This is a genomic window from Streptomyces sp. BK79 (assembly GCF_044142145.1).
Taxonomy (GTDB): domain Bacteria; phylum Actinomycetota; class Actinomycetes; order Streptomycetales; family Streptomycetaceae; genus Streptomyces.
This window is the reverse complement of the sequence record NZ_JBHVOC010000016.1, coordinates 181,470-204,990: the sequence shown is the minus strand read 5'-3', so window position 1 is coordinate 204,990 and position 23,521 is coordinate 181,470. Positions and strand designations below refer to the sequence as shown.

Annotated in this window: 26 protein-coding genes; 9 read left to right on the top strand and 17 right to left on the bottom strand. The window is 73.9% G+C overall.

Annotated elements, in window-relative coordinates; all coding sequences use genetic code 11:
- Window positions 1-29 precede the first annotated feature (29 nt).
- Complete coding sequence (locus ACFIF2_RS21605; protein WP_395574837.1) at window positions 30-947, top strand: MurR/RpiR family transcriptional regulator; 918 nt, start codon at window positions 30-32, stop codon at window positions 945-947.
- A gap of 301 nt (window positions 948-1,248) precedes the next feature.
- Window positions 1,249-1,632, top strand: a complete 384-nt coding sequence (locus ACFIF2_RS21600; RefSeq protein ID WP_395574836.1) for a hypothetical protein — start codon at window positions 1,249-1,251, stop codon at window positions 1,630-1,632.
- Window positions 1,633-1,648: 16 nt separating this feature from the next.
- Here ACFIF2_RS21600 and ACFIF2_RS21595 read toward each other — a convergent pair whose 3' ends face one another.
- Window positions 1,649-2,137, bottom strand: coding sequence for a flavin reductase family protein (locus tag ACFIF2_RS21595; RefSeq protein ID WP_395574835.1), 489 nt, complete (start codon window positions 2,135-2,137; stop codon window positions 1,649-1,651).
- A gap of 45 nt (window positions 2,138-2,182) precedes the next feature.
- Window positions 2,183-3,019: a hypothetical protein gene (locus ACFIF2_RS21590; protein WP_395574834.1), complete on the bottom strand. Its 837-nt coding sequence runs from the start codon at window positions 3,017-3,019 to the stop codon at window positions 2,183-2,185.
- 137 nt (window positions 3,020-3,156) lie between these two features.
- Between ACFIF2_RS21590 and ACFIF2_RS21585 the strand changes: the two genes are divergently transcribed.
- Window positions 3,157-3,900: a TetR family transcriptional regulator gene (locus ACFIF2_RS21585; protein WP_395574833.1), complete on the top strand. Its 744-nt coding sequence runs from the start codon at window positions 3,157-3,159 to the stop codon at window positions 3,898-3,900.
- A gap of 185 nt (window positions 3,901-4,085) precedes the next feature.
- The gene (locus tag ACFIF2_RS21580) at window positions 4,086-4,499 is read left to right on the top strand and encodes a Zn-ribbon domain-containing OB-fold protein (protein ID WP_395574832.1); all 414 of its coding nucleotides are present in this window, start codon (window positions 4,086-4,088) and stop codon (window positions 4,497-4,499) included.
- A gap of 7 nt (window positions 4,500-4,506) precedes the next feature.
- Here ACFIF2_RS21580 and ACFIF2_RS21575 read toward each other — a convergent pair whose 3' ends face one another.
- Window positions 4,507-4,899, bottom strand: a complete 393-nt coding sequence (locus ACFIF2_RS21575; RefSeq protein WP_395574831.1) for a PPOX class F420-dependent oxidoreductase — start codon at window positions 4,897-4,899, stop codon at window positions 4,507-4,509.
- Window positions 4,900-4,955: 56 nt separating this feature from the next.
- Window positions 4,956-6,134 (bottom strand): MalY/PatB family protein, encoded by a 1,179-nt coding sequence (locus ACFIF2_RS21570; protein WP_395574830.1) that lies wholly within the window; start codon window positions 6,132-6,134, stop codon window positions 4,956-4,958.
- Between the two features lie 178 nt (window positions 6,135-6,312).
- Here ACFIF2_RS21570 and ACFIF2_RS21565 point away from each other — a divergent pair, with 178 nt between their 5' ends.
- Complete coding sequence (locus ACFIF2_RS21565; protein WP_395574829.1) at window positions 6,313-7,674, top strand: S1 family peptidase; 1,362 nt, start codon at window positions 6,313-6,315, stop codon at window positions 7,672-7,674.
- 127 nt (window positions 7,675-7,801) lie between these two features.
- Here ACFIF2_RS21565 and ACFIF2_RS21560 read toward each other — a convergent pair whose 3' ends face one another.
- The 3 genes from ACFIF2_RS21560 to ACFIF2_RS21550 form a co-directional block, all read right to left on the bottom strand.
- The gene (locus ACFIF2_RS21560) at window positions 7,802-7,987 is read right to left on the bottom strand and encodes a hypothetical protein (RefSeq protein WP_395574828.1); all 186 of its coding nucleotides are present in this window, start codon (window positions 7,985-7,987) and stop codon (window positions 7,802-7,804) included.
- 218 nt (window positions 7,988-8,205) lie between these two features.
- Window positions 8,206-8,901, bottom strand: coding sequence for a L,D-transpeptidase family protein (locus ACFIF2_RS21555; protein WP_395574827.1), 696 nt, complete (start codon window positions 8,899-8,901; stop codon window positions 8,206-8,208).
- A 153-nt stretch (window positions 8,902-9,054) separates the two neighbouring features.
- Complete coding sequence (locus tag ACFIF2_RS21550; RefSeq protein ID WP_395574826.1) at window positions 9,055-9,855, bottom strand: SDR family NAD(P)-dependent oxidoreductase; 801 nt, start codon at window positions 9,853-9,855, stop codon at window positions 9,055-9,057.
- A gap of 49 nt (window positions 9,856-9,904) precedes the next feature.
- Between ACFIF2_RS21550 and ACFIF2_RS21545 the strand changes: the two genes are divergently transcribed.
- Window positions 9,905-10,444, top strand: coding sequence for a hypothetical protein (locus ACFIF2_RS21545; RefSeq protein ID WP_395574825.1), 540 nt, complete (start codon window positions 9,905-9,907; stop codon window positions 10,442-10,444).
- Here ACFIF2_RS21545 and ACFIF2_RS21540 read toward each other — a convergent pair.
- The 4 genes from ACFIF2_RS21540 to ACFIF2_RS21525 all read right to left on the bottom strand — a co-directional run bounded on the left by ACFIF2_RS21540 (window position 10,428) and on the right by ACFIF2_RS21525 (window position 13,599).
- Window positions 10,428-11,354, bottom strand: coding sequence for an SDR family oxidoreductase (locus ACFIF2_RS21540; RefSeq protein ID WP_395574824.1), 927 nt, complete (start codon window positions 11,352-11,354; stop codon window positions 10,428-10,430). The genes ACFIF2_RS21545 and ACFIF2_RS21540 overlap by 17 nt on opposite strands.
- Window positions 11,355-11,468: 114 nt before the next feature.
- Window positions 11,469-12,098, bottom strand: a complete 630-nt coding sequence (locus ACFIF2_RS21535) for an MBL fold metallo-hydrolase (protein WP_395574823.1) — start codon at window positions 12,096-12,098, stop codon at window positions 11,469-11,471.
- Window positions 12,098-13,186, bottom strand: a complete 1,089-nt coding sequence (locus tag ACFIF2_RS21530) for an S-(hydroxymethyl)mycothiol dehydrogenase (RefSeq protein WP_395574822.1) — start codon at window positions 13,184-13,186, stop codon at window positions 12,098-12,100. Before ACFIF2_RS21530 ends, ACFIF2_RS21535 begins: the two co-directional genes overlap by 1 nt.
- A gap of 128 nt (window positions 13,187-13,314) precedes the next feature.
- The gene (locus tag ACFIF2_RS21525) at window positions 13,315-13,599 is read right to left on the bottom strand and encodes a hypothetical protein (protein ID WP_395574821.1); all 285 of its coding nucleotides are present in this window, start codon (window positions 13,597-13,599) and stop codon (window positions 13,315-13,317) included.
- A 183-nt stretch (window positions 13,600-13,782) separates the two neighbouring features.
- Between ACFIF2_RS21525 and ACFIF2_RS21520 the strand changes: the two genes are divergently transcribed.
- The gene (locus ACFIF2_RS21520; RefSeq protein WP_395574820.1) at window positions 13,783-14,148 is read left to right on the top strand and encodes a nuclear transport factor 2 family protein; all 366 of its coding nucleotides are present in this window, start codon (window positions 13,783-13,785) and stop codon (window positions 14,146-14,148) included.
- Window positions 14,149-14,202: 54 nt separating this feature from the next.
- Here ACFIF2_RS21520 and ACFIF2_RS21515 read toward each other — a convergent pair whose 3' ends face one another.
- Window positions 14,203-14,862, bottom strand: a complete 660-nt coding sequence (locus ACFIF2_RS21515; protein ID WP_395574819.1) for a TetR/AcrR family transcriptional regulator — start codon at window positions 14,860-14,862, stop codon at window positions 14,203-14,205.
- Window positions 14,863-15,040: 178 nt separating this feature from the next.
- On the opposite strand from ACFIF2_RS21515, the gene ACFIF2_RS21510 reads away from it, so the two are divergent.
- Window positions 15,041-16,294 carry a YncE family protein gene (locus ACFIF2_RS21510; protein ID WP_395574818.1) on the top strand — a complete coding sequence of 418 codons (1,254 nt, stop codon included), beginning with the start codon at window positions 15,041-15,043 and terminating at the stop codon, window positions 16,292-16,294.
- A gap of 26 nt (window positions 16,295-16,320) precedes the next feature.
- On the opposite strand, the gene ACFIF2_RS21505 is transcribed toward ACFIF2_RS21510, so the two are convergent.
- From ACFIF2_RS21505 to ACFIF2_RS21485, 5 genes are all read right to left on the bottom strand, one after another.
- Window positions 16,321-16,821 carry a metallophosphoesterase family protein gene (locus tag ACFIF2_RS21505; protein WP_395574817.1) on the bottom strand — a complete coding sequence of 167 codons (501 nt, stop codon included), beginning with the start codon at window positions 16,819-16,821 and terminating at the stop codon, window positions 16,321-16,323.
- A 23-nt stretch (window positions 16,822-16,844) separates the two neighbouring features.
- Entirely contained in the window at window positions 16,845-17,831 is a 987-nt protein-coding gene (rfbB, locus tag ACFIF2_RS21500; protein ID WP_395574816.1) for a dTDP-glucose 4,6-dehydratase, read from the bottom strand.
- 88 nt (window positions 17,832-17,919) lie between these two features.
- Window positions 17,920-18,102, bottom strand: a complete 183-nt coding sequence (locus tag ACFIF2_RS21495; protein ID WP_395574815.1) for a hypothetical protein — start codon at window positions 18,100-18,102, stop codon at window positions 17,920-17,922.
- Between the two features lie 87 nt (window positions 18,103-18,189).
- Complete coding sequence (locus tag ACFIF2_RS21490) at window positions 18,190-18,609, bottom strand: CBS domain-containing protein (protein ID WP_395574814.1); 420 nt, start codon at window positions 18,607-18,609, stop codon at window positions 18,190-18,192.
- An 86-nt stretch (window positions 18,610-18,695) separates the two neighbouring features.
- A complete protein-coding gene (locus tag ACFIF2_RS21485) occupies window positions 18,696-21,179 on the bottom strand; it encodes a SpoIIE family protein phosphatase (protein WP_395574813.1) in 2,484 nt (827 codons plus the stop codon).
- A gap of 186 nt (window positions 21,180-21,365) precedes the next feature.
- Between ACFIF2_RS21485 and ACFIF2_RS21480 the strand changes: the two genes are divergently transcribed.
- A complete protein-coding gene (locus tag ACFIF2_RS21480; RefSeq protein ID WP_395574812.1) occupies window positions 21,366-23,516 on the top strand; it encodes a SpoIIE family protein phosphatase in 2,151 nt (716 codons plus the stop codon).
- Window positions 23,517-23,521: the final 5 nt, after the last annotated feature.

The window sequence follows — 23,521 nt, the reverse complement described above, 5'->3', positions numbered from 1 at the left end:
CCTCCGTGGGAGACAAAGGAGGCGCCCCCGTGCCCTCGCCGCAGCAGGCACGGGCGCAGGCATCGGCGATCACCTCGGGACGGGCGGACCCGGAGACGGAGGTCTCCCCCATGTCCCAGCTCAGGACGCTGTTCGACCGGCCGCGTCTCTCCCCCGGGCAGCGGCGCATCGCCCAGTACCTCATCGAGCACCTCACCGAGGCGGCGTTCCTGTCGATCACCGACCTCGCCGACCGGGTGGGCGTGAGCCAGCCGTCGGTGACGCGGTTCGCCTCGGCGGTCGGCTTCAGCGGTTACCCGGCGCTGCGGGAGCGGCTCCAGGCGATCGCGCTGGGCACCCGCGGCGGCGCCCCGGCGGAGGAGAACCGGGGCAACGAGCTGCAGGCGGCCGTCGACGCCGAGATCGAGAACCTGGAGAACCTGCGGCGCGACTTCACCGACGCCGACCGTGTGATCGGCGTCGGGCGCGAGCTGGCCGCCTCCGCCCCGCTGACCGTCCTCGGGCTGCGCATCTCCGTCTCGCTCGCCGAGTACTTCGCCTACGCCGCCCGCCGCGTCCACCCCGACGTGCGCCTGGTGACCCGCGGCGGCAGCGTCGCCTACGACGCGCTGCTCCAGTCCCGGGAGGCGGGCGGCACGTGGGTGCTGGCCTTCTCCCTGCCCCGGCACGCCCACGAGACCCTGAACGCCGTCCGCGTGGCACGCGGTGCCGGGCTGAAGGTGGCGCTGATCACCGACCTGGCGCTCGGTCCCGTCGTCGACGAGGCCGACGTCACCTTCGCGACCGGCACGGGGTCCCGGCTGGTCTTCGACTCGTACGCGGCGCCGGGCGTGATGTGCGCGGCCCTGCTCCAGGCGATGACCGACGCCGATCCCGAGCGGACGCAGGCCCGGCTGGAGGAGTACGAGCAGCTCGCGGAGCAGCACCAGTTCTTCCTCCGGGACTGAGCCGGATCCTTCGCGCGTCCCCTTGGGCGGGCATGAATGTTTTCACGGGCATGAATGTTTTCATACGTCTTGCAAAGCCCATCGCATATATAAATACTGCTCACGGAACGCGACCCGGCCGCCCCGGAGCGCGTCCGAACCCGCGTGAACATCCCTGGCCGCCGGCTCCTACCCGCTCCGGCGCACCCGGGGTTGTTCCGTCGGGCGCCGCCTGCGCGAGCGCCCGTGGCGGTCCCGGTCGTCCCCTGGACCGGGGCCGCCCCCGTCGCCCCACCCCGTCGACGCCGCCCACCCGGAAGCGATGATCATGCCCCTGACGACCACGCGTATCGGCCCGGACTGGCCCTGCCAGGTCAAGGCCCCCGGCAGTTACGACTGGGAACGCTCGGCGGCCAAGTGGCTGCGCGAACTCGTGCCGGCCCGCTACGCCGGCTATCCGGCGCTGATCCGCCACCCGGTGCTGCTCGCCCGCCACGCGCAGATCCAGGTCCAGCAGGAGATCCGGGTCGCCCGCACCGCGCTCCAGACCGCCCGCGCGGACCTGCCCCGGCTCGGGCTGCCGGAGTCGGTCATCGAGCACACCATCAAGCTGTACGCGGCGGAGGTCCTGCAGCTGCAGCACATCGCGCGCAGCGTGCGGGCGGTCACCGACGCCCTGGCGGAACGCGGCACCACCGGACGCTGACCGCGGGCCCGGAACGTCAGTCCGCCGGATGGCCGGGCGGGATGTCCGTCGCGTCGGCGAGCCGCAGCAGCGGTCCGCCGGCCGGTTCCCGTCCGCCCCACTCGACCGGATCCAGGACGAAGCCCACGTGGTCGCCCCCGGCGACCCGCTCCACGACGCGGCCGACGAACCACGCCTCCACGTCCTCCAGTACGACGGCCCCGCCGTACCCCTCCCGCCAGGAAACGCCCCGCAGTTTGTCGACCCGGTCACCGGTCCGCCCGCCGAAGAGTTCGGCCGTCCCCCGCTGGTCGCGGGCGAGCAGATGGACCGCCAGGACGTCGGCGGACCGGGCCACCCGGAAGGTCCGGTTGAGCTCGGAGAGCCACACGGCGAACCGCACGGGATCGAGGGAGCACTGCGAGGAGAAGCCGACCAGGCAGCCGGCCCGCTCCCCGCCCGCCGCCGCCGTCACCACGCACATGTCCGGGTCGAGCCGACCGAGAAACGCGTCCATGCCGGCCATGCTAGGGGGTGTCCGGGGCGCTTCGCCGGACAGGTTCCAGGCGGGTCACTCGCGCAGAAGCCGCCACAGCGCCCTCCGCAGGGCCTCGACGAAGGCGTCGCGGACCGGCTCGTCGAGGGCGTCCAGCGACAGGTAGGGGTTGAGGTCCTCCAGCTCCACCAGGAGCAGTTCGCCGCCGGGCGCGCGGCAGGCGTCGACGCGCTGGATGCCGTGCTCGACGCCGTTCCACTCGATGAACCGGCGCGCGAAGTCGAGGTCGGCCTCGGTGGCGTCGTACGGCACCAGTTCCCAGCGGCGGTCGGGGCGCGGCGCGTACAGGGCGTACTGGAAGTCCCGGTCGACGAAGCAGAAGGAGATCTCGTGGGCGAAGTCGACGCGCGGCTGGACCAGGACGTCGCCGGCGCCGGCGCGCACCTCCTCCTCCACGCGGTCCGCCGGCACGATCCGCAGGCCGATCGAGTCGGCGCCGAGCCTGGGCTTGACGACGTACTCGTCCGCCGCGGGCAGGCGGTTCAGGTCCTCGGGCCGGTCCACGGTCGGGATGACCGGGTACCCGGCCGCGGTCAGGTCCAGCAGGTACTGCTTGCCCGCCATGTCCGCCCGGCCGGTGAGCTGGTTGTAGACCCGGGTCCCGCGCTCGGCCGCGCGCTCGCGGAACGCGTCGTACGCCGCCCGGTGGCCCAGCACGGGACCGCTGTTGCGGACGACGACGGCGTCGAAGGCGTCGAGCAGCGCGGCGGCCTCCCCGGGGTGGCACAGCGCCAGGTCGAAGTCTTCGCGCAGCCGGGAGGTCAGGAAGATGTCCTCGTCGCAGTAGCGCCGTCCCCGCGCCGGGTAGGACAGGTCGGTGACGTACAGGAGGCGGGGGCGGGCGGACGGCATGCGGGACTCCTCGGGCGGGGTTGAGCCGATCGTATGCGACCGGCAGGGCGAGGCCGGGAGCGCACGGGGTGCACTCAGTTCCCCCGAAGGGCTGCACTGAGTGCCACGGACGCGGTTGAGCTGCTACGTTCCCCTGCATGAGCTCCAGCAGTGCGGCGCCCCGCCGCGGGGACGGGACGGACGCGGCGGGTTCCCGGCCGCCGATGCGGGAGGCGCTGGTCTCGGCGGCCTTCCGGCTCTTCCTGGAGCGGGGCTACGAACAGACGACCGTCGACGACATCGTCGCGCTCGCCGGCGTCGGACGGCGGTCGTTCTTCCGCTACTTCCCCTCCAAGGAGGACGTGGTCTTCCCCGACCACGAGCGGTGCCTGGCCGACATGACGGCCTTCCTCGACGCCTCGCCCGAGGACGCGGACCCGGTGGCGCGGGTCTGCGACGCGGCGCGGCTCGTGCTGCGCATGTACGCCGAGAACCCGGCCTTCTCGGTGCAGCGTTACCACCTGACCAGGAAGGTTCCCGGGCTGCGCGCCTACGAACTGTCGGTGGTGTGGCGCTACGAGCGCGCCCTCGCCGCGTACCTGCGCGGGCGCCTGGGCGGGCGGCCGGACGGGATCCTGCACGCCGACGTGATCGCGGCCGCGGTGGTGGCGGCGCACAACAACGCCCTGCGCTCCTGGCTGCGTTCGGACGGGCGGGACGACGCGGGCGCCGCGGTGGACCACGCGCTGCAGTACGCGCAGTCCACCTTCGGCACGCCTCCCGCCGCGCCGCCGGCCGAGGAGCCGGAGGGACCCGAGGACGTGGTGGTCGTGGCCTGCCGGCGCGGGACACCCCTGTGGCGGGTCGTACGCGAGGTCGAGACCGCCCTCGCCTGCGGCTGACCGGTCCGGCGCCCTTGCGGTCCGGCGGTCCGACGGCCCGATCAAGGGGGTACGGAGTGCCTTTACAGCTGACACTCAGTGCCATACCTTGTGGTGCGTGCACGGTGGCACGGCGAGCCGCGCACACGCGTGCCCGGGCGACCGCGCACGCGGCATTCCGGCCCGAGTGCAGGGAGTTGACCAGCGTGTACCACCCCTCAGGAAACGTCGCTCAGCAGGCAGCCGGCTCCGCGACGGGCGTGCTCGACCCCAAGGCCCCGGACGCCGAGGCCATCTTCTTCCAGCGCTGCACCTGGTGCGGCACCGCCATGTACCACCGGGTGCTGTGCCCGGTCTGCCGGGGCAGCGACCTGCGGACCGAACGCAGCGAGGGCGCGGGGACGGTGCGCCACGCCACGGTGGTGCACCGCAACACCCCGGCCGCGCGCAACGTCTCCCTGATCGAGATGGCCGAGGGTTTCGTGCTGCGCGGCCGGGTCATGGGCCCGCTCATCGGCATCCACAGCGGGGACCGGGTACGACTGTCCACGGCCCAGGACCCGGTGCGGGGCGAGCCGGTGTTCCAGTTGGTCGACGAGCCGTACCGGGCCTGGACCTGAGCGGCCGTCAGTCGCCGACGGGGGTGAGTGTGATCCTGATCCCCACGGTGCCGTCCAGGCCGCGGCGCAGGCGGCTGCCGAACAGGGTGAGCCGGCCGACGACGCCGTACTTGCGGGCGATCAGCCCGCGGTAACGGCCGGTGGTGGCCGGGTCGCAGACCTCCGCCGTCGCCGGGACCTGCTCGCCGGTCGGGTTGCCGCGCAGGTCGCAGGGGCCGACCAGGACGTCGGCGCGGTTGCGGACGCGCTTGACCTTCCAGGAGTCGGCGGCCGTCCAGACGCCGAGGGCGTCCCCGTCCCGGACGACCCACACCGGGGTGGCGACCGGGGTGCCGTTCTTCCGGTAGGTGGTGACCAGCAGGTACTTGCCGGCGCCGAGCCGGGCCAGTGAGGCGTCCATGGTCGGCAAGTCTAGGCACGGGACCCGTACCCGGCCGCACCGAACTCCCCCCGCCCTCACCCCACGGCCGCCGCCATCCTGCGCACCGCCTCCGTCAGCACCTCCGCCGAGGTCGCCAGGTTGAGCCGCACGTGCCCCGCGCCGCCGCTGCCGAACGGGATGCCCGAGTTGAGCGCCACCCGGCCGCGGCGCAGGAAGACCTCGGCGGGGTCGTCGCCGAGGCCGAGCGGTCGGCAGTCGAGCCAGGCGAGGTACGTCGCCTCCCCGGCCCGGTGGACGACCCCGGGCAGGTGCTCGGCCAGCAGGCCGGTGAGCAGCCGCCGGTTGGCGTCGATCCCGGCCAGCACGGCGTCCAGCCAGGCGGTGCCGTCGCGCAGGGCGGCGGTGTGGGCGAGGACGCCGACGTGACTCGGCCCGTGGCCGACCTCCTCGGGCATCCGCGCCAGGTCGGCGGCGGCGCCGGGTCCGGCGAGGGCGAGCGCCGCCTTGAGCCCGGCCAGGTTCCAGCCCTTGGACGCGGACATCAGGGAGAGCCCGCGCCCGGCGCCCGGCACGCTCAGGTACGGCACGAACCGCGCGTCCCCGGTGACGACCGGCGCGTGGATCTCGTCGGCGACGACCCGGACGCCGTACCGCTCCGCGAGGGCGGCGACGGCGGCCAGTTCGGCGGCGGTGTGCACGGTGCCGGTCGGGTTGTGCGGGCTGCAGAGCAGGTAGGCGGCCCGTCCGCCGTCGGCGACGGCCCGCCGGAACGCCTCCTCGAGCACCCCGAGGTCGATCCGCAGGTCCGGTCCGAGCGGCGCCTCGACGACGCGCCGGTCCAGGTGGGTCACGAACGGGTAGAAGGGCGGGTACACCGGCGGGTTGACGATCACCGGGTCGCCGGGTCCGGTGACCAGTTTGAGCATCTCCACGACACCCAGCATCACGTCGGGCACGATCGCGGTGCGTTCGACGGCGAGGTCGTCCCAGCCCCACCGCTTGCCCGCGAAGCCGGCCAGGGCCTCGGCGTAGGCGGTGCCGACGGGGTAACCCGTGTCGCCGAGTTCCATGGCCTCGGTGACGGCGCGCACGACGGCGCCGGCCAGCGGGACGTCCATCTCGGCCACCCACAGCGGGAGCACGTCCGCGGGGTGGGTGCGCCACTTCATGCTGGTACGGCGGCGCAACCGGTCGAGCGTGAGCGCCTGCAGGGGGTTCGGTCCGTCGGGCTGGTCCTGCGGGATGCTGGTCATGGGGCACAAGATAGGACGCCGCGGCGGGCCCGGGGAACGGGGCGCCACCGGGGCCGGCGGCGGCGTGCGTGCCGGTCCGGTGAACGCGGGCGCGCCCGTCCCCGTATGGGAGGAGGGCGCTCGACGTCCGGAGGCCCCCGCGGCGGCGACGCCGTGAGTCGGGTTCGGGAGCGCACGCATGAGGCACGCACGACGACGTATCGTCCGGCGAGTGGCACGGCTGGCGGCCGTCGGCGGACTCCTGGTCGGGGGGACGATGGTCACCCGGGCCGTGGCGACCGAACCCCCGGACACCTCCGCCGCCCCGCACACGCTGACGCGGTCCGCGCCCGGCGGGGGCGCCGCTCTCGTGTCCCGGCTGGGCGCCTCCCGTACGGCGGGCCACTGGATCGGCGCCGACGGGCGGCCGGTGGTCGCGGTCACCGACGAGGCCGGCGCCGATGAGGTGCGGCGGGCCGGCGCCGCGGCGAGGTTCGTGCGGCACAGCCTGTCCGAACTGGAGTCGGCCACCGCGACGCTGCGTGCGGCGCCCCGGGTGCCCGGCACGGCGTGGTCCCTCGACTACCGGTCGAACGAGGTGGTGGTACGGGGTGACAGCACGGTCTCCCGGGCGGACTGGTCCCGGCTGACGGGCGTCGCCGAGGGCATCGGCGGCTTCGTCCGCATGGAGCGCGCCGAGGGCACGTTCACCACGCGCCTGAACGGCGCGGAGCCGATCCTGTCCACGGCGGGGCGATGCTCGGCGGGGTTCAACGTGACCGACGGGCAGCGCGACTTCATCCTGACCGCCGGTCACTGCGGGCCGACGGGGTCCGTCTGGTTCGGCGACCGCGGGGGCGACCGGCAGGTCGGGAAGACGGTCGCGGGCAGCTTCCCCGGGGACGACTTCTCCCTGGTGGAGTACGCGAACGGCGAGGCGGGCGACGGCGCCGGGGTGGTGGCGGTCGGCGGAGGCAAGGGGGTGCGGATCACGGGTGCGGGTGAAGCGGCCGTCGGACAGCGGGTGTTCCGCAGCGGCAGCACCAGCGGACTGCGCGACGGCCGGGTGACGGCACTGGACGCGACCGTGAACTACCCCGAGGGCACGGTCACCGGCCTGATCGAGACCGACGTGTGCGCCGAACCGGGCGACAGCGGCGGGCCGATGTTCTCCGAGGGCGTCGCGCTCGGCGTGACGTCGGGCGGCAACGGCGACTGCGACAACGGGGGGACGACGTTCTTCCAGCCGCTGTCGGAGGCCATGGCGTCGCTCGGCGTCCGCCTGCTCGCCGCCGAGCGGGAGGGGGCGGGTCCGGGGGCGGCCGCACCCTCGTCGCCGGCCGCCGCGGGCGGTGGCGGCGGTGCCGCGCCGGGCGCCGCGGCACCCGTGACGGGCGTGAGCGGCTCGACCCTGCTCTCCCGTCTCACGGACCGCCGGAACGTCGGCCCCGGCATGCTCGTCGTCGGGGGCAGCCTGGCCGCTCTGGTGGCCACGCGGTGGATCCGTGGGGAGCAGGAGCGCAAGGCGTACCGGCGGCACTACTCGGCGACGTGGGGATGACAGGCCGGCGGCAGGGGCCGGGACGAGAGGCCGGACGAGAAGGGCACCCCTCGTGCGGGGTGCCCGGGGCCGGGGATCAGGTCGGCGAGGGAGGAGATCGGGTCGACGAGCGGGACTCGGGGGCCGGTCAGGCGGCCTTCACCGGCTCCGGGGCCGCGGCGGCCCACTCCAGGACGAGGCGCTGGTACTCGGCGCGCTGCTCGACGCTCAGTGTCCCGCCCGACCGGAGCCACAGGGCCCGGATCTCCTCGTTGACCTCGGCAGCCGATCGCTCGGAGGAGGGTTCAACAGTGGTGGACATGCTGTGAAGCATACGGCGCCGGGCGTGAAGACGATGTGAGTAATCGCGAGCCAAACGGACATAACGGACCGTGTTGCTGGTCACGTCGATCACCTCATCTGTCAAGGCCCGCAGCCGAGTTCGTCTCGGCGGGTGTGTCCTGCCGCACACGGCCCTCAGGCGCCGACGCCCCGGGCCTCGGGGACGCGCCCGGACTGTGACGCGTCCCACGGGCCGGGCGCCCCTGTCCGTCAGGTGCCCGGCTTGCGGCCGTACACGTAGACGTCGTCGTTCTTCTTCAGCAGCGACCAGTACTTCTTGGCGTCGGTCTTCGTCATGTTGACGCACCCGTGCGAGCCCGGCGGGTTCCACATGCTGACGCCGGCCGAGTGGAAGGCCTGCCCGCCGTCGAAGAACTGGCTGTAGGGCATCGGCACGTCGTAGAGGGTCGAATGGTGGTCGATGTTGCGCCAGTAGACCTTCTTCAGGCCGGTGCGGGTCTCGTGGCCGTTGCGGCCGGTGCGGACCGGCACCGGTCCGTACACCAGCTTCTTGCCGTCCTGGATCCAGCTCAGCTGGAGGGTGAGGTCGACACAGGCGATCCGGCCCTTGTTGACCGGGCACTTGCCGGACTTGTTCGGGTTCTTCCCGACGGCCTTCTGCTTCTGCATGAGGTCCATCACGCCCCAGGTCACGGGGCCCGCGTAGCCGATGTTCGGCGTGATGCCGTGCTTGGTCTGGAAGGCGCGGATCGCCTTGCAGTCGGCGGTGGACTGCTTGCCGTCGACCGGCCGGCCGAGGAACTTCTCCACCTTCTTCTGGTACGGGCCCGTCTTGGTGGTGCAGCTCGCCGCCTGGGCCGGCGAGGCGCCGAGAACGAGTGTGAGCGGTGCCACCAGTGCGGTGACGCCGAGTGCGACGGCTCCCCGTCTGCGGATGTCCCCCATGGCTGGTCAGCCTTTCCCTCTGAAGCGGTCGGTGCGGCGGAAGGCCACCCGTGGCGCTTTCCCCGACTGCTAGACCGCCGCCCGGCCGCTTCGGTTGCCCGCCGCGCCCGGGTCGCGACGAAACCGTGACGAACGCCACCGGACGCCCGCACATCAGTCCGGGTCGTCGAACGCCTGGACCGCCTGCCGGAACCCGGTGTTGACCGAGGTCAGGCCGCCGTCGACGACCAGCGTGGTCCCGGTGATCCAGGACGCGTCGCGGGAGGCGAGGAAGGCGACGGCGGCCGCGATGTCCTCGGGCTCACCGACCCGGCCCAGTGGGTACAGCCCCCGCACCGCCGCCAGCTCCTCGTCCCGCCCCTCCCAGGCCGTGGTGCGCACGGTGCCCGGCGTCACCAGGTTGACGCGGACGCCCCGCGGCGCGGCGTGCCCGGCGAGGGTGCGGGTGAGGGAGCCGAGGCCGGCCTTGGCGGCGCTGTAGGCGTGGTTGCCGAAGTCCTGGAGGCCGTTGACCGAGCCGACGCTCACGATGGCGCCGCGTCCGGAGGCGGCCAGGTGGGGCAGGGCGGCCCGGCAGCAGCGGTAGGCGCCGGTGAGGGTGACGTCGAGGTCGCGGGCCCAGGCGTCGTCCGGCTCGTCCTCGAAGAGCGGGGCGTCGGGGCTGCAGGCGTACGCGTTGTTGACCAGCACGTCGAGGGTGCCGAAGCGGGCCACCGCGTGGGCGACGGCCGCTTCGACGGACGCCCGGTCGGCCACGTCGCAGGCGAACGCCTCGGCGGCGAGGCCCTGTTCCGCCAGCTCCCCCGCCGTCCGGCGGGCCGCGTCCGGGTCGACGTCGGTGAGCAGCACCCGCGCCCCCTCGGTGGCGAACCGGCGAGCGGTGGCCGCGCCGATGCCCCGGGCCGCGCCCGTGACCAGTATTCCGTGACCGATGAAACGCCCTGTGTTCGTCATGGCCCGACGGTACTGCCGCGACGATCACCCCGGCGGATAACGTGCGTCCATGTCCGCGTTCCTGCAGCAACTCCCCGCGCTCATAGGCGTCGTCATCGGCGCGCTCGGTTCCTACCTCGCCGTGGTCCGCGGTGACCGGGCGCGGGCCCGCAGCGAGACGGCGGCACGCTGGGAGGAGCGCAAACTCGCGGCGTACGCCGACTACGCGCGCACGCTCAAGACCTCCGTCACGCTGACGTACCGGATCGCCGCCCACCTCGGCAACGACCCGCACCCGCACCCGCTGAGTCCCGAGGAGGCAGCGCCGGCCCAGGCGGAGGCCGCCGTCGCCCGGGACCCCGCCGGGGAGGCGCTGCTCCTGCTGGGCAGCAGGGAGGTGGTGGAGAAGGCACGCACCTGGGTCGTGGCGGTGCTCGAGATGGAGCGCTTCCTGCGTGAGGAGACGCGTGACCCGCAGGCTTGGCAGGTGCTGCTGGAGCGCCAGCGCGCGGGCCGGGAGGGCTACTACGCGGCCGTACGGGAGGACCTGGCGCTGCCGCCGGGTCACGCGGCCCGGTGGCAGCTGCCGCCCGTCAGCGGTACCCGGTGACGTCGGCCGGCTTGTCGGCGTCCTGGACCTCGACCAGGTAGCGCCAGGCGTCGGGGCGGCTGCCGTCGACGTCGGTGAAGCCGTACTCCTGGGCGAGGCCGCCGCTCGAGAAGGACCGGCCGTTGAAGCGGGCGACGCCCGGGTCGGTGGCGAGGGCGGTGATGGCGCGGCCGACGTAGCGGGGGGTCTCGGAGATGGCGAAGTGCGGGACGCGGTCGAGGGCGTCGCGCCAGTTCTCCTCGCGCACGCCGAAGTGGTCGAGCATCATCTCCGAGCGCAGCCAGCCCGGGGTGAGCGCGACGGCGGTGGCACCGCGCGGCCCGACCTCGTGGCCGAGGGCGAAGGCCATGCGCAGGACGGACGACTTGGCGAGGTCGTAGAAGAAGGAGACGCGGTAGTGGTCGCGGTTGTAGTCGTCGGTGCCGTCGGTGACCTCGACGACCAGTCCGCCGGGGCGGCGCAGCAGCAGCGGCAGGGCGTGGTGGCTGGTGACGGCGTGGGTCTCCACCGCGAGCCGCAGCAGTCTGAGGCCCTTGTCGAGGTCGTGCTCCCAGACGGGGCTGTCCCACGCGAAAAGGGTCTCGCCGCCCCAGATGTCGTTGACCAGGACGTCGAGGCGGTCCTGTTCCCGGGCGATGCGGTCGACGAGCGCGGCGACCTGCGCCGGGACGAGGTGGTCGGTGGGTACGGCGATGCCCCGGCCGCCGGCCTCGGTGACCAGGTCGGCGGTGTCCTCGATGGTCTCGGGGCGGTCGTACTCCGAGCGCCGGGCGCGGGTGCTGCGGCCGGTGACGTAGACGGTGGCGCCAGCCGCGCCCAGTTCGACGGCGATGCCGCGCCCGGCTCCCCGGGTGGCTCCCGCGACCAGCGCGACCCTGCCTGCCAACGGCCTTTTCGGTGACCCTGCCATGTCCGGCTCCCGTTCTCTCCCGCACGAGTGGTGTCGTGATCGAGAGTGCCCGGGAAGCCGGACATCTTCTGTCACCTTTTACGCGTGTCTCGCGACGGGTGGGTGTCCGGCGGGTCAGTGCCCGCGCTTGACCCACTCGTCGAGGTGCGGGGCCTCGGCGCCGATGGTGGTCGGATCTCCGTGGCCGGTGTGGACCTCGGTGCCGGGCGGCAGGACCAGCAGGCGGTCGCGGATCGAGTCGATGATGGTCGGGAAGTGGGAGTAGGACCGGCCCGTGGCGCCGGGCCCGCCCTGGAAGAGGGTGTCGCCGGTGAAGACGGCTCCGAGGCCGGGGTCGTACAGGCAGACGGCGCCGGGGGCGTGTCCGGGGGTGTGCAGGACGGTCAGGTCGGCGCCGGCGGCCTCGATGACCTGGCCGTCGGACAGCCAGGCGTCGGGGTCCCGGTCGGGGTGGGTCTGGTGCCACAGCGGCAGGTCGTCGGGGTGCAGCCAGATGGTGGCGCCGGTGCGCTCGGCGAGGGCGGGCGCGGCGTTCACGTGGTCGTTGTGGGCGTGGGTGCACACGATGGCGGTCAGCCTGCGGTCGCCGACGGCCTCGGCGATGGCGTCGGCGTCGTGGGCGGCGTCGATGACGATCACCTCGTGGTCGTCGCCGACGATCCACACGTTGTTGTCGACGTCCCAGGTGCCGCCGTCGAGGCTGAACCGGCCGGAGGTGACGAGGCGTTCGATGCGGGCGGTCATCACAGCACCACCACCGAACGCAGCACGTCACCGGCGTGCATCCGCTCGAAGGCCTTCTCGACCTCGTCCAGCCGGATGGTCTCGGTGACGAACTTGTCCAGATCGAGGCGGCCCTGGAGGTGCAGGTCGACGAGCATCGGGAAGTCCCGGGAGGGCAGACAGTCGCCGTACCAGGACGACTTCAGGGATCCGCCGCGGCCGAAGACGTCGAGGAGCGGCAGTTCGAGCTTCATCTCGGGCGTGGGGACGCCGACGAGGACGACGGTGCCGGCCAGGTCGCGGGCGTAGAAGGCCTGCCGGTAGGTCTCCGGGCGGCCGACCGCCTCGATGACGACGTCGGCGCCGAAGCCGCCGGTGAGTTCGCGGATCGCCTCGACGGGGTCGGTCTCGCGGGAGTTGACGGTGTGGGTGGCGCCCATGGAGCGGGCGGTCTCCAGCTTGCGGTCGTCGATGTCGACGGCGATGACCTTGGCCGCCCCGGCCAGGTGGGAGCCGGCGATCGCCGCGTCGCCGACGCCGCCGCAGCCGATGACGGCGACGGTGTCGCCGCGGCCGACGTTTCCGGTGTTGATGGCGGCGCCGATGCCGGCCATCACGCCGCAGCCCAGCAGTCCGGCCACCTGCGCGGAGACGGCCGGGTCGACCTTGGTGCACTGTCCGGCGGCGACCAGCGTCTTCTCGGCGAAGGCGCCGATGCCGAGGGCCGGGGAGAGTTCCTGGCCGGTGGAGGCGAGGGTCATCTTCTGCTCGGCGTTGTGGGTGTCGAAGCAGTACCAGGGCCGTCCGCGCAGACAGGCCCGGCACGTGCCGCACACCGCGCGCCAGTTGAGGATCACGAAGTCGCCGGGGGCGACGTCGGTGACGCCGGCGCCGACGGACTCCACGACGCCCGCGGCCTCGTGGCCGAGCAGGAAGGGGTAGTCGTCGCTGATGCCGCCCTGCTTGTAGTGCAGGTCGGTGTGGCACACACCGCAGGCCTGGATGCGGACCACGGCCTCACCCGGGCCGGGATCGGGCACGACGATCGTCTCGATCCGCACCGGTTCGTCCTTGCCCGGTGCGATCACGCCGCGGACTTCCTGCGCCATGGTCTGGACCCCTTCTTCGGCAGTTCAGCGTTCCCTGAGACCCTACGCGCAACTGATCAGTCAGGGGCGCACGCGCGTGAGGGCCGCCCGGAGTCGGGCGGCCCTCGGCGTCGGGTTCGGCGCGGTCGTCAGCCGAGCGCGGGAACGGCGCCGAACAGCGGGGAGACCAGCCCGGTGACCTGCTGGAGCTGGTTGAGGTCGTTCAGCCGGCTCAGCTGCTGGGAGGGGCGCGGCAACTGGGCCCGGTCCTCGGCGGGCATGTCGTCGACGGCGAGCGAGTCCAGCGTCCTGAGGACGCTGAGCTTGTCGGAGCCCGGTGCGCCGGCGTCGGCGGCGCTCGCCGTCGGCGCGGCGAGGCCGGTGACCCCGGCGGCGAGCCCGACAGCGGCGACGATACGTCGTGTTGAGATCATGTTCCGAACAACGCCGTCGGGCCCGCGCCGGACACGGGCGGGCGGTGCCGCTCACCCGTCAGGACCAGTGGTCCGGCCGCGTTGCCACGGGCGCCCGGACGGAGGAGGCTCGAAGGAGAGGGCCCCGCCGGTCCGGCCCCCTCTCGGGCCGCGCGGCCTTCCACGGCACCCCAGGAGGTCGTCATGGGCACGGAACCGAGCCCCGGATTCGACGTCGAAGCGCTGCGCCGGGGCATCGAAGGAGACACGGCGGCACCCCTCGTGTCGCTCTACGCGCCGGACGCGGAGGTCCGCGTCGTCGACCGGTACGACCAGCCCAGCCGCCCCAAGGTCCTGCGCGGCCGGGACGAGATCGCCGAGATGCTGGACGACGTCTACAGCCGCGACATGACCCACCGGCTGGAGCGCTGCGTCGTCCAGGGCGACCAGGTCGCCTTCACGGAGGCGTGCGCGTATCCGGACGGCGGGCGGGTGCTCGCCGAGTCGATGCTGACGCTGCGGGACGGCGAGATCGTCGAGCAGACCACCGTCCAGGCCTGGGACGAGTAGCCGGGCGTCCGTCGTCGCCCGGCCGCCCGGGTCCGCTCCCGGGCGGGCCGGCGGTCAGCCCGCCGGGGGCGGTCCGGGCGGCCGGAGCAGGGAGAGGAGCTGGCGGACCAGTTCGTCGACGACCTCCTCCAGGGTCGCGTCCACCCAGCCCGCGCTGTAGTCGTGGAGCAGGCCGTTGACGGCGCCGATGAACGCCGTGGCGGCGAGGCGGTGGTCGCGGGGCGCCGCCTCCCCGCGCGCGACGGCCGCCTGGGCCTCGGCGCGGATGAGGTCCACCCAGCGGGCGCGGCGGGCCAGCCGCTGCTCCTCCAGGCGCGGGCTGACGCCGACGATCTCCACGAAGGTGATGCGGACGCGGCGCGGGTCGGCGGTGACGTTGCCGGCGTAGGCGCGGAAGACGGCGGCCGCGCGTTCGGGCAGCGGCAGGTCGCGCGCGTCGGCCGCGGCGGCGAGGACGGCTTCCTCGGCCCAGTCGTTGACCTGGAGGTGCAGGGCGGCGAGCACGTCCTCCAGGGTGCGGAACTCCTCGTAGAACTGGCGGGTGGACAGTCCCGCGGCCTCGCTGAGCGCCGCCACGGTCGTGGCGCGGTAGCCGGGGGTGTCGCCGAACAGCGTGAGCGCGGCGTCGAGGAAGCGCCGACGCCGCTCGGCCTGGCGCTGCGCGGCGGACTTCCCGCCGTAGCGGCCCGTCGGGGCCCTGAGCCTGCCCGCCACCCGCCGCTCCCCCGTCCGCGCCCGCACTCCCGGCCTCCGACTGATTTTGTCGTGCACGCGGTCTTGTGGAGAGGGACTCCCCTTCCTTACTTTTCAGTAAGTTCACTCTGAAAGCGGCTGTGTTCAGAACGCGTGCGTCACCACCACCCCACCACGCCCCCTGCCAGAGGAGAGCAGCATGCCTGCCTTCGGACCCAGGCACCTTCGCGCCGTGACCGCCGCACTCGCCCTCGTCGTCGCCACCCCGGCGACCGGTGCCGCGGCCGGCCCGGACGCCCCCGCCGGCCTGCGCGAGGTGATGTTCGTCGGCAACAACTGGGACGGCACCGCCGACGTCATCCGCTCCACCGGCGACTTCGCGCGGATCGGCCGGATCGACGTCGTCCCGGACAAGGCGGAGCGGATGGCCGAGATCAACGCCGATCCGGTCAAGTGGATCTACTTCCAGGCCATCCGCAACAGCGTCGGCGAGGGCCACGACCAGTTCGTCGACGACATGTACTCCACGCCCGACGGCACGTCGGTCGTCGTCTCGCGGCCGAGCTTCGCCGACGTCGTCTCCCTCGACCTCGCCACCGGCGACATCGAGTGGCGCTTCCCCGTGTCCGGCTACCGCTCCGACCACATGGCGGTCTCCCCCGACGGCACCCGGGTCGCGGTGTCGGCGTCCACGTCCAACACCGTGCACGTGCTGGACATCGAAACCGGCGCGCAGCTCGGGAAGTTCGGCACGGGCGACAAGCCGCACGAGAACATCTTCACCCGCGACGGCAGGTACATCTGGAACATGTCGATCGGGGAGGTGAACACCGCGCTGGACGCCCCCTGGCTGGACTGGACGAAGGGCGACCGGCGCATCACGGTCGTGGACGCGACGACGTTCCAGCGGGTCGAGGTGATCGACATGCGTGAGCGGCTCGACGCGATCGGGCTCGGCGACCACTCCGACGCCGTCCGCCCCGCGGCCTTCTCCCCCGACGAGGCCAAGCTGTACTTCCAGGTGTCGTTCTTCAACGGCTTCTTCGAGTACGACATCGCCGCCGACCGCATCACCCGGACGAAGACCCTGCCGAAGAACCCGGCCACCAGCGGGGACCGCACCACCTGGGTCAACGACTCGCGGCACCACGGCATCTCGATGAGCCCGGACGGGGCCAAGCTGTGCGTCGCGGGCACCATGGACGACTACGCGACGGTCGTCGACCGCGCGACGCTGGAACAGGGTCCGCTCGTCACCGCCGCGAAGCCGTACTGGGCCACCGTCAGCGGCGACGGCACCCACTGCGTGGTCTCCGAGAGCGGCGCCGACCAGGTCACGGCCATCGACTTCGCCACCGGCGAGAAGTCGGTGTCCGTCCCGGTCGGCGACCACCCCCAGCGGGTCCGCCTCGGGCACGTGCCGGCCGACTGGACGGGGCCCTCGGCCTCCTGACCGCCCCGCGACCGGCTGCCGCGCCGCTACCGGCGCGGCAGCCGGTGCAGGACGACGTCCTCGAGCCGGCCGTCGTCGGCCGTGGCCGTCATGTAGGTGCAGTACGGCTGACGGCGCCGGTCGGTGGGCGACCCGGGGTTGAGCAGGCGCAGGCCGGTGCCGGCGGTGGTGTCCCAGGGGATGTGGCTGTGCCCGAAGACCAGGACGTCCAGGCCGGGGAAGCGGGCCGCGCAGCGGGCCTCGCGCCCCTGGGCCGCGCCCGTCTCGTGGACGACGCCGAACCGCAGGCCGCCCAGCTCGGCGTAGGCCACCTCGGGCAGCCGGGCGCGCAGGCCGGGTCCGTCGTTGTTGCCGTACACCCCGACGAGCCGGCGGCTGCGGCTCTCCAGCAGGTCGAGGGTGGCCGTGTCGACCCAGTCGCCGGCGTGCAGGACCACATCGGCGTCCGGGATCTCGGCGAGCAGCCGCTCGGGCAGTTCCCTGGCCCGCTTCGGCAGGTGGGTGTCGGACAGGAGCAGCAGGCGCACGGATCCAGCGTAGTGGCCGGGGCTCAGCGGGGCTCGCGGTACTCGGCGGTGCGCCGCTTGAGCGGCTCCCACCAGGCCCGGTTGTCCCGGTACCAGGCGACGGTGGCGGCCAGCCCGGCCTCGAAGCCGTGCCGGGGCCGGTAGCCCAGTTCGTCGCGGGCCTTGCTCCAGTCGACCGAGTAGCGCAGGTCGTGGCCCTTGCGGTCCTCGACGTGCCGGACCCGGTCCCAGCCGGCGCCGCAGGCGTCGAGGAGCAGGCCGGTGAGGTCGAGGTTGCTCAGCTCGGTGCCGCCGCCGATGTTGTAGACCTCGCCGGCCCGGCCCCGGGTCCGCACGAGGTCGACGCCCCGGCAGTGGTCGTCGACGTGCAGCCAGTCGCGGACGTTGCGCCCGTCGCCGTACAGCGGGACCTCGCGGCCGTCGAGGAGGTGGGTGACGAACAGCGGCACCAGCTTCTCGGGGAACTGGTGCGGGCCGTAGTTGTTGGAGCACCGGGTCACCCGTACGTCCAGGCCGTGGGTGCGGTGGTACGAGAGGGCCAGCAGGTCGCCCGACGCCTTGGAGGCGGAGTACGGGGAACTGGGCCGCAGCGGGTGCTCCTCGGACGCCGAGCCGGCGTCGACGGAGCCGTAGACCTCGTCGGTGGAGACGTGCACGAAGGGCCCCACGCGGTGGCGCAGGGCGGCGTCCAGGAGGGTCTGGGTGCCGACGACGTTGGTGAGGACGAAGTCGGCGGCGGCGTCGATCGAGCGGTCCACGTGGGACTCGGCGGCGAAGTGCACCACCTGGTCGGCGTCGGCCATGAGTTTGTCGACGAGTGCGGCGTCGCGGATGTCGCCGTGCACGAAGTCCAGCCGGGGGTGGCCGAGTTCGAGGTTGTCGAGGGTGCCCGCGTAGGTGAGGCTGTCCAGCACCGTGATCCGCGGCGGCTCGGGAATGTCCCGGGCGAGGAGGGCGCGGACGTACCGGGAGCCGATGAATCCGGCGGCGCCGGTGACGAGGAGGTTCATGAGCGGTGCGGTGCCTTGCTGGGGTCGGGGCGGGCGGTGCGGACGTCCTCGACGTTACCCGTGGGGCCTCACCGCTGACGGGGTGGGATCAGTCCTCGCCCCTGACGATGTTCGACTCCTGCCCCGCCTGCGGTGCGGGGGTGGCGCCGCCGTCCTCGACGGCCGGTATCCAGGTGCGCATCGCACCACCCCGGCCGCGCTGACGGCGGGCTTTGGACCAGCCCGTCTCCAGGCGGCGGACGGCGGGTTTCTCACGGGTGTCCGGGGTCACGGGGCATCATCTTCCTTCTGCGCGTCCGGTGCGGTCGCGCTCCGGGTCCCCGAGCGCGACGCCGCGAAACACCGGGCAGGCGCGCCCCTACGGGTTGGGCCGGGCGACGCTGATGTCGCCGAGCGCCGACCGCGGGTCGCGTTCCATGGCCAGGTCGCCGAGGGAGACGATGCCGACGGGGCGGCCGTCGTCGACGACCGGGACCCGGCGCACGGCGTGCTCGCGCATCAGCTCGACGGCGTGGTCCAGCGCGTCGTCGGAGCGCACGGTCACCAGGTCGTCGCTGCACGCGCCGGCCACCGTGGTCCGCTCCGGGTCGCCGCCCTCCGCCACGGACCGGACCACCAGGTCACGGTCGGTGACCAGGCCGCGCAGTTCGTCGCCGTCCGTGACCAGCACGGCTCCGAGATCCTGGTCGCGCATGATGCGGGCGACGGCGGTGACGGAGGCCTGCGGCTCCACGGTCACCGGGTCGCCGGTCATGATGTCGCGGACGTACTGGGTCATGGGTGGTCCCTCGTTCCCTGTCTCGCTCGTGACCTGTCTCGCTCGTCCTCCGGGCGTCCGGGTACCCGGCGGGGCGGCGCCGGCACCTACCGCGGGGCGCGGTGCAGCGGGATCTCGCTCCAGACCTGCTTGCCCCCGCTGACCGGCAGGCTGCCCCAGGTCGCCGACATCGCCTCCACGAGGAGGATGCCGCGACCGCCGGTGGCCTCCCAGCCGATGCTGGTCGGCTTGACCGGCGTACGGGGCGAGGCGTCGGCGACCGCGACGCGCAGCCGGCCGTTGACCAGGGTGAGGTCGAGGCGGACCTGGCCGTCGGTGTGCACCAGGGCGTTGGTGACCAGCTCGGAGACGATCAGGAGGACGCCGTCGACGTCGTCGTCCGGCACCTCCCAGGAGCGCAGGGTGCGGCGGGTGAAGCGGCGGGCGTGCCGCACGGCCTCGGGCAGCCGCCACACCGACCAGCTCTCCCGCAGCGGACGTACGGCCATGGCGTCGTAGCGCACCAGCAGCAGGGCGACGTCGTCGCTGCGGCGGGCGTTGCCCAGCAGGGCGTCGGCGACCAGCCCGAGGTGGGCGGGGTCGGACCCGGCCAGCGCGTGCGCGAAGGCGTCCATGCCCTCGTCGATGTCGGCGTCGGCGCGCTCCACCAGACCGTCCGTGGTGAGGGCGATCAGCGTGCCGGGCCGCAGCCGCAGCGGGCTCATCGGGAAGTCGGCCTGGGCCACCACGCCCAGCGGCGGGCCGCCCTCCGTCTCCGCGATCTCCGTCGTGCCGTCGGGGTGGCGCAGCACCGGGGGCAGGTGCCCGGCCCGCACGCACCAGGCGGAGCCCTCCTCCATGTCCAGGTCGACGTACACGCAGGTGGCGAAGAGGTCGCTCTCCATGCCGACCAGCAGCCGGTTCGCGTGGGAGACCACCACGTCCGGCGGGTGCCCCTCGACGGCGTAGGCGCGCAGGGCGGTGCGCATCTGGCCCATCAGGGTGGCGGCGGCGGCGCTGTGTCCCTGGACGTCGCCGATGACGAGGGCGACGTGGTGGTCGGGCAGCGGGATCACGTCGTACCAGTCGCCGCCCAGCTCCAGGCCGGCCGTGCTGGGCAGGTACCGGGCGACTGCCTCCGCGCCGGGCAGCTTCGGCAGCCGGCGCGGCAGCAGCTGGCGCTGGAGCATGCCGACGAGTTCGTGCTCGGCGTCGAAGGCGTGGGCGCGCATCAGGGCCTGCCCGGCGAGCCCGGCGGAGGCGGTGAGCAGGGCGCGTTCGTCGGGCCCGAAGTCGTGCGGGGCGTCCCAGCCGATCAGACAGGCGCCGGCCATGCGGCCGCCGGCGGGCAGCGGGAGGACGGCGAGGCCGCCGGGACCGACGTCGGCGAGGGCGGGTTCCAGGTCGCCGGTGCCGGCCGGCCAGATCCGGGCGCGGCCCTCGCTCAGCGCGGCGGCGAGGGTGGGCATGGCCCGCACCGGCGCGTCGGGCCACTCGGTGCGCCACTCCAGCCGCCACAGTTCGGGCCAGGACTCGGGCTCGGGCGGGTCCAGGACGGTGACGACGAGGCGGTCGTTCTCCAGCTCGGCCAGCGCGATCCGGTCGGCGCGCAGCGGCCTGCGCAGGGCGGCGACCACGGCCTGGCTGACGTCGCGGACGGTGCCCGCGGTGGCCAGCGCGGCGGCGAGGCGCTGGACCCGGGCCACGTCGGTCACGTCCGGGCGCAGGGTGGAGGCGTCGGCGACCGTGCCCACGAGGCGGGCCGGCTGCCCCTCGCCGCCCGGCAGCAGGCGCCCGCTCAGCCGGAGCCACTTCGGCGGGCCGGTCGGCTGGAGCACGCGGAACTCCAGCTCGCGGTCGCCGATGGACATGTGGTCGGCCTCCGTCACCGACATCAGCGAGGGGAGGTCCTCGGGCACGGTCAGGCCGAGCAGGGTCTCGACCTTGCCGTCGAACTCGCCGGGCGCGAGGCCGAACAGGCGCAGGATGTCGTCGCCGACCTCGACCCGGCCGGTGTCCATGGCCAGGGTGAAGGCGCTCGGCCGCAGTTCCCCGCCCTCGGCGGCGACGGGCGGCGCGGGACAGGTGACGGCCCCGGCGATCAGTTCGAGGCAGGCGCGATCATCGGCGTCGAAACCCTCCGGGCGCTCGGTGAGGGCGAGGAGGCATCCGCCGCCGTTCCCGTGCACGGGGAGGGCGGCGAGGGAGAAGCCGCTCGACGGCACGTGGCGCGACTCGGCCGACCCCGCGAACTCCTCCGGACCGAGCCACACCGGGGTCCCGCTCCGGTGGGCGTCGGCGACCGGGGAGCCGCCGGCGGTGGGGTAGCCGTCGCGCACGCCGTACAGGGTGCGCGGCGCGCCGGCCGACTCGGCCAGGCAGAGCAGCTCGCGGTTCTCGCCGGGCGTGTAAAGGGCGGCGAGGGAGGCGCCCGCGAAGACCAGCGCCTGTTCGAGGACGCGACGCGGCCGCTCCTCGGGGGCGGGGCCGGACGCGATCGCCCTCAGGGCACCCTCGGCACGCAGCGTTCTCGCTCCGCGCCGCACCACGCCCTCACTGACCACGCCGCCATTACAGCGCTTGTGGGACATCCGCGCAGCCCTTGCGACCGACGTACCGGCGATCAGGACACGGAAGTGGCTCGCGGGACGGGCGGGGCGGGCCGTGAGGGCGGGGCGCGCCGTGAGGGCGGGGTGCCGGTGTGGCGCTCGCCGTGCGGGGTGGGCCCGTGGGGAGGAGATTTGTACCCGGGGCCACGGGCGCGCCCGCGCGAGGAGGTGGTCGCTGTGTCCGACGACCGGTCGTCCCCGGCGGCGCACGTCCCGGGTGAACCGGACGGCCTCCCGGTGCTGTCCCTGGCGCTGGCCGCGATGATGGAGGACGTCCACGCGCACTCGGGGGCGGTATACCTGCTGGGCGCCGACCCGCCGGTGCTGGAGATGGCGGTGATGGCGGGTCTGCCGAGGGCGTTCGCGGCCCCCTGGGAGCGGGTGACGCTGCACTCGCCGGTGCCGGTGGCGGACGCGGTGCGCGAACGGAGGCTGGTCTGGGTCGGCGACGGGGAGGAGATGGCCCGGAGCTTTCCCCGGGTCGCCGTGGTCCTGCCGTATCCCTTCGCCCTGGTCGCGCTGCCCGTGGCGACCGAGTCCGCGGCGTACGGCGCGGTGTTCCTGACCTGGCCCGGCTCGCGTCCCGAGGGGCTGTCAGAGCGGGAGCGCGCACACCTGACGGCGGCCTGCGGACGGCTCGCGGTGCGGCTGGAGCGGGCGGCCGCGGCGAGCGTTCCCGTCCACCCGGAGCCCGACCTGCTGGCCGCCCCCGTGGTCGGGGGCGCGCCCGGCACGCTCGGCTCGCTGGAGGCCGTGCGCATGGTGGGACGGCTGCCGTACGGGCTGTGCTCCCTCGACCTGCACGGCCGGGTCGGTTACGCGAACCCGGCGGCGGCCGCGCTCCTGGACGTGCCGGTCTCCACCCTGATCGGCACCCAGTTGTGGACGTCGGTGCCGTGGCTCAACGACCCGGTGTACGAGGACCGGTACCGCGCCGCCCTGTTCAGCCAGCAGGCCACGTCCTTCGTCGCGCTGCGCCCGCCCGGCACCTGGCTGTCGTTCCGCATGTACCCGACCCGCACCGGGCTCAGTGTCCGCATCAGCCGGGCCCGCGGGGTGTCGCGGCCTGATCCGGCCGCATCCGTGACGGACGAGGCCGCTCCGCCCCGGCTGGTGACCGTCTCCCGGGTGGTCAGCCTGACCGGCGCGCTCTCCGAGGCGGTGAGCGTGCAGGACGTGGTGCAGCTGATCGCGGACGAGGTCGCGCCGACCGTGGGCAGCCAGGCCCTGGTCGTCCTGGGCTCCCGGGCTGGGCGGCTGCACGTGCTGGGGCACCGCGGCTACCCGGACCCGAGGATCCCGGAACGCTTCGACGGGAGTCCGCTCACGGAGCGGATCCCCGGCGCGCAGGTCCTGCGGACGGGCGTGCCCGCGTTCTTCGAGTCCTGGGAACAGCTCAGGCACCTGTATCCGGCCCGGCGGGGCACGCACGACGGCTTCGCGGCCTGGGCCTATCTGCCCCTGATCACCTCGGGCCGGCCCGTGGGCACGTGTGTGCTCGCCTACGGACGGCCGCACATCTTCACCACGGAGGAACGCGCGATCCTGACGAGCCTGGCCGGGCTGATCGCCCAGGCCCTGGACCGGGCCCTGCTCTACGACGCCAAGCACCGGATGGCACACGGGCTGCAGGAGGCCCTGCTGCCGCACTCGCTGCCCGCGGTCCCCGGCATCGAGGCCGCCGCCCGCTATCTGCCGGCCACCCGGGGCATGGACATCGGCGGCGACTTCTACGACCTGATGCCGGCCGGCGCGACGGCGGCCGCGGTGATCGGGGACGTCCAGGGGCACAACGCGACCGCGGCGGGGCTGATGGGGCAGGTACGCACCGCGATCCGCGCGTACACCACCGTCGGGCAGGCCCCGCAGGAGGTCGTACGCAGCACCAACCGGCTGCTGATCGACCTCGGGACCGAGCTGTTCGCCAGCTGCCTGTACCTCCGGCTGGACCCGGCGCGCGGGCGGGCGGTGCTGGCCCGCGCGGGCCACCCGCCGCCGCTGCTGCGCCGGCCCGACGGGAGGGTGCGGGCGCTGGACGTCGAGGGCGGTCCGCTGCTGGGCGTCGACCCCTCGGCCGCGTACCCGTGCACGGAGATCGACCTGGCCCCCGGGTCCCTCCTCGTCCTCTACACCGACGGCCTCGTGGAGTCCCCCGGCGTCGACTTCGACGACGCCCTCGACGACCTGGGCCGGCGGCTGGCCGACGCCGGGGACCTGCCGCTGGACGAACTCGCCGACCACCTGGTCCGGCACGAGCACGGCGCGCAGGGGCACCCCGACGACATCGCCCTGATGCTGCTGCGGGCCCGCGGCGACTGACCCGC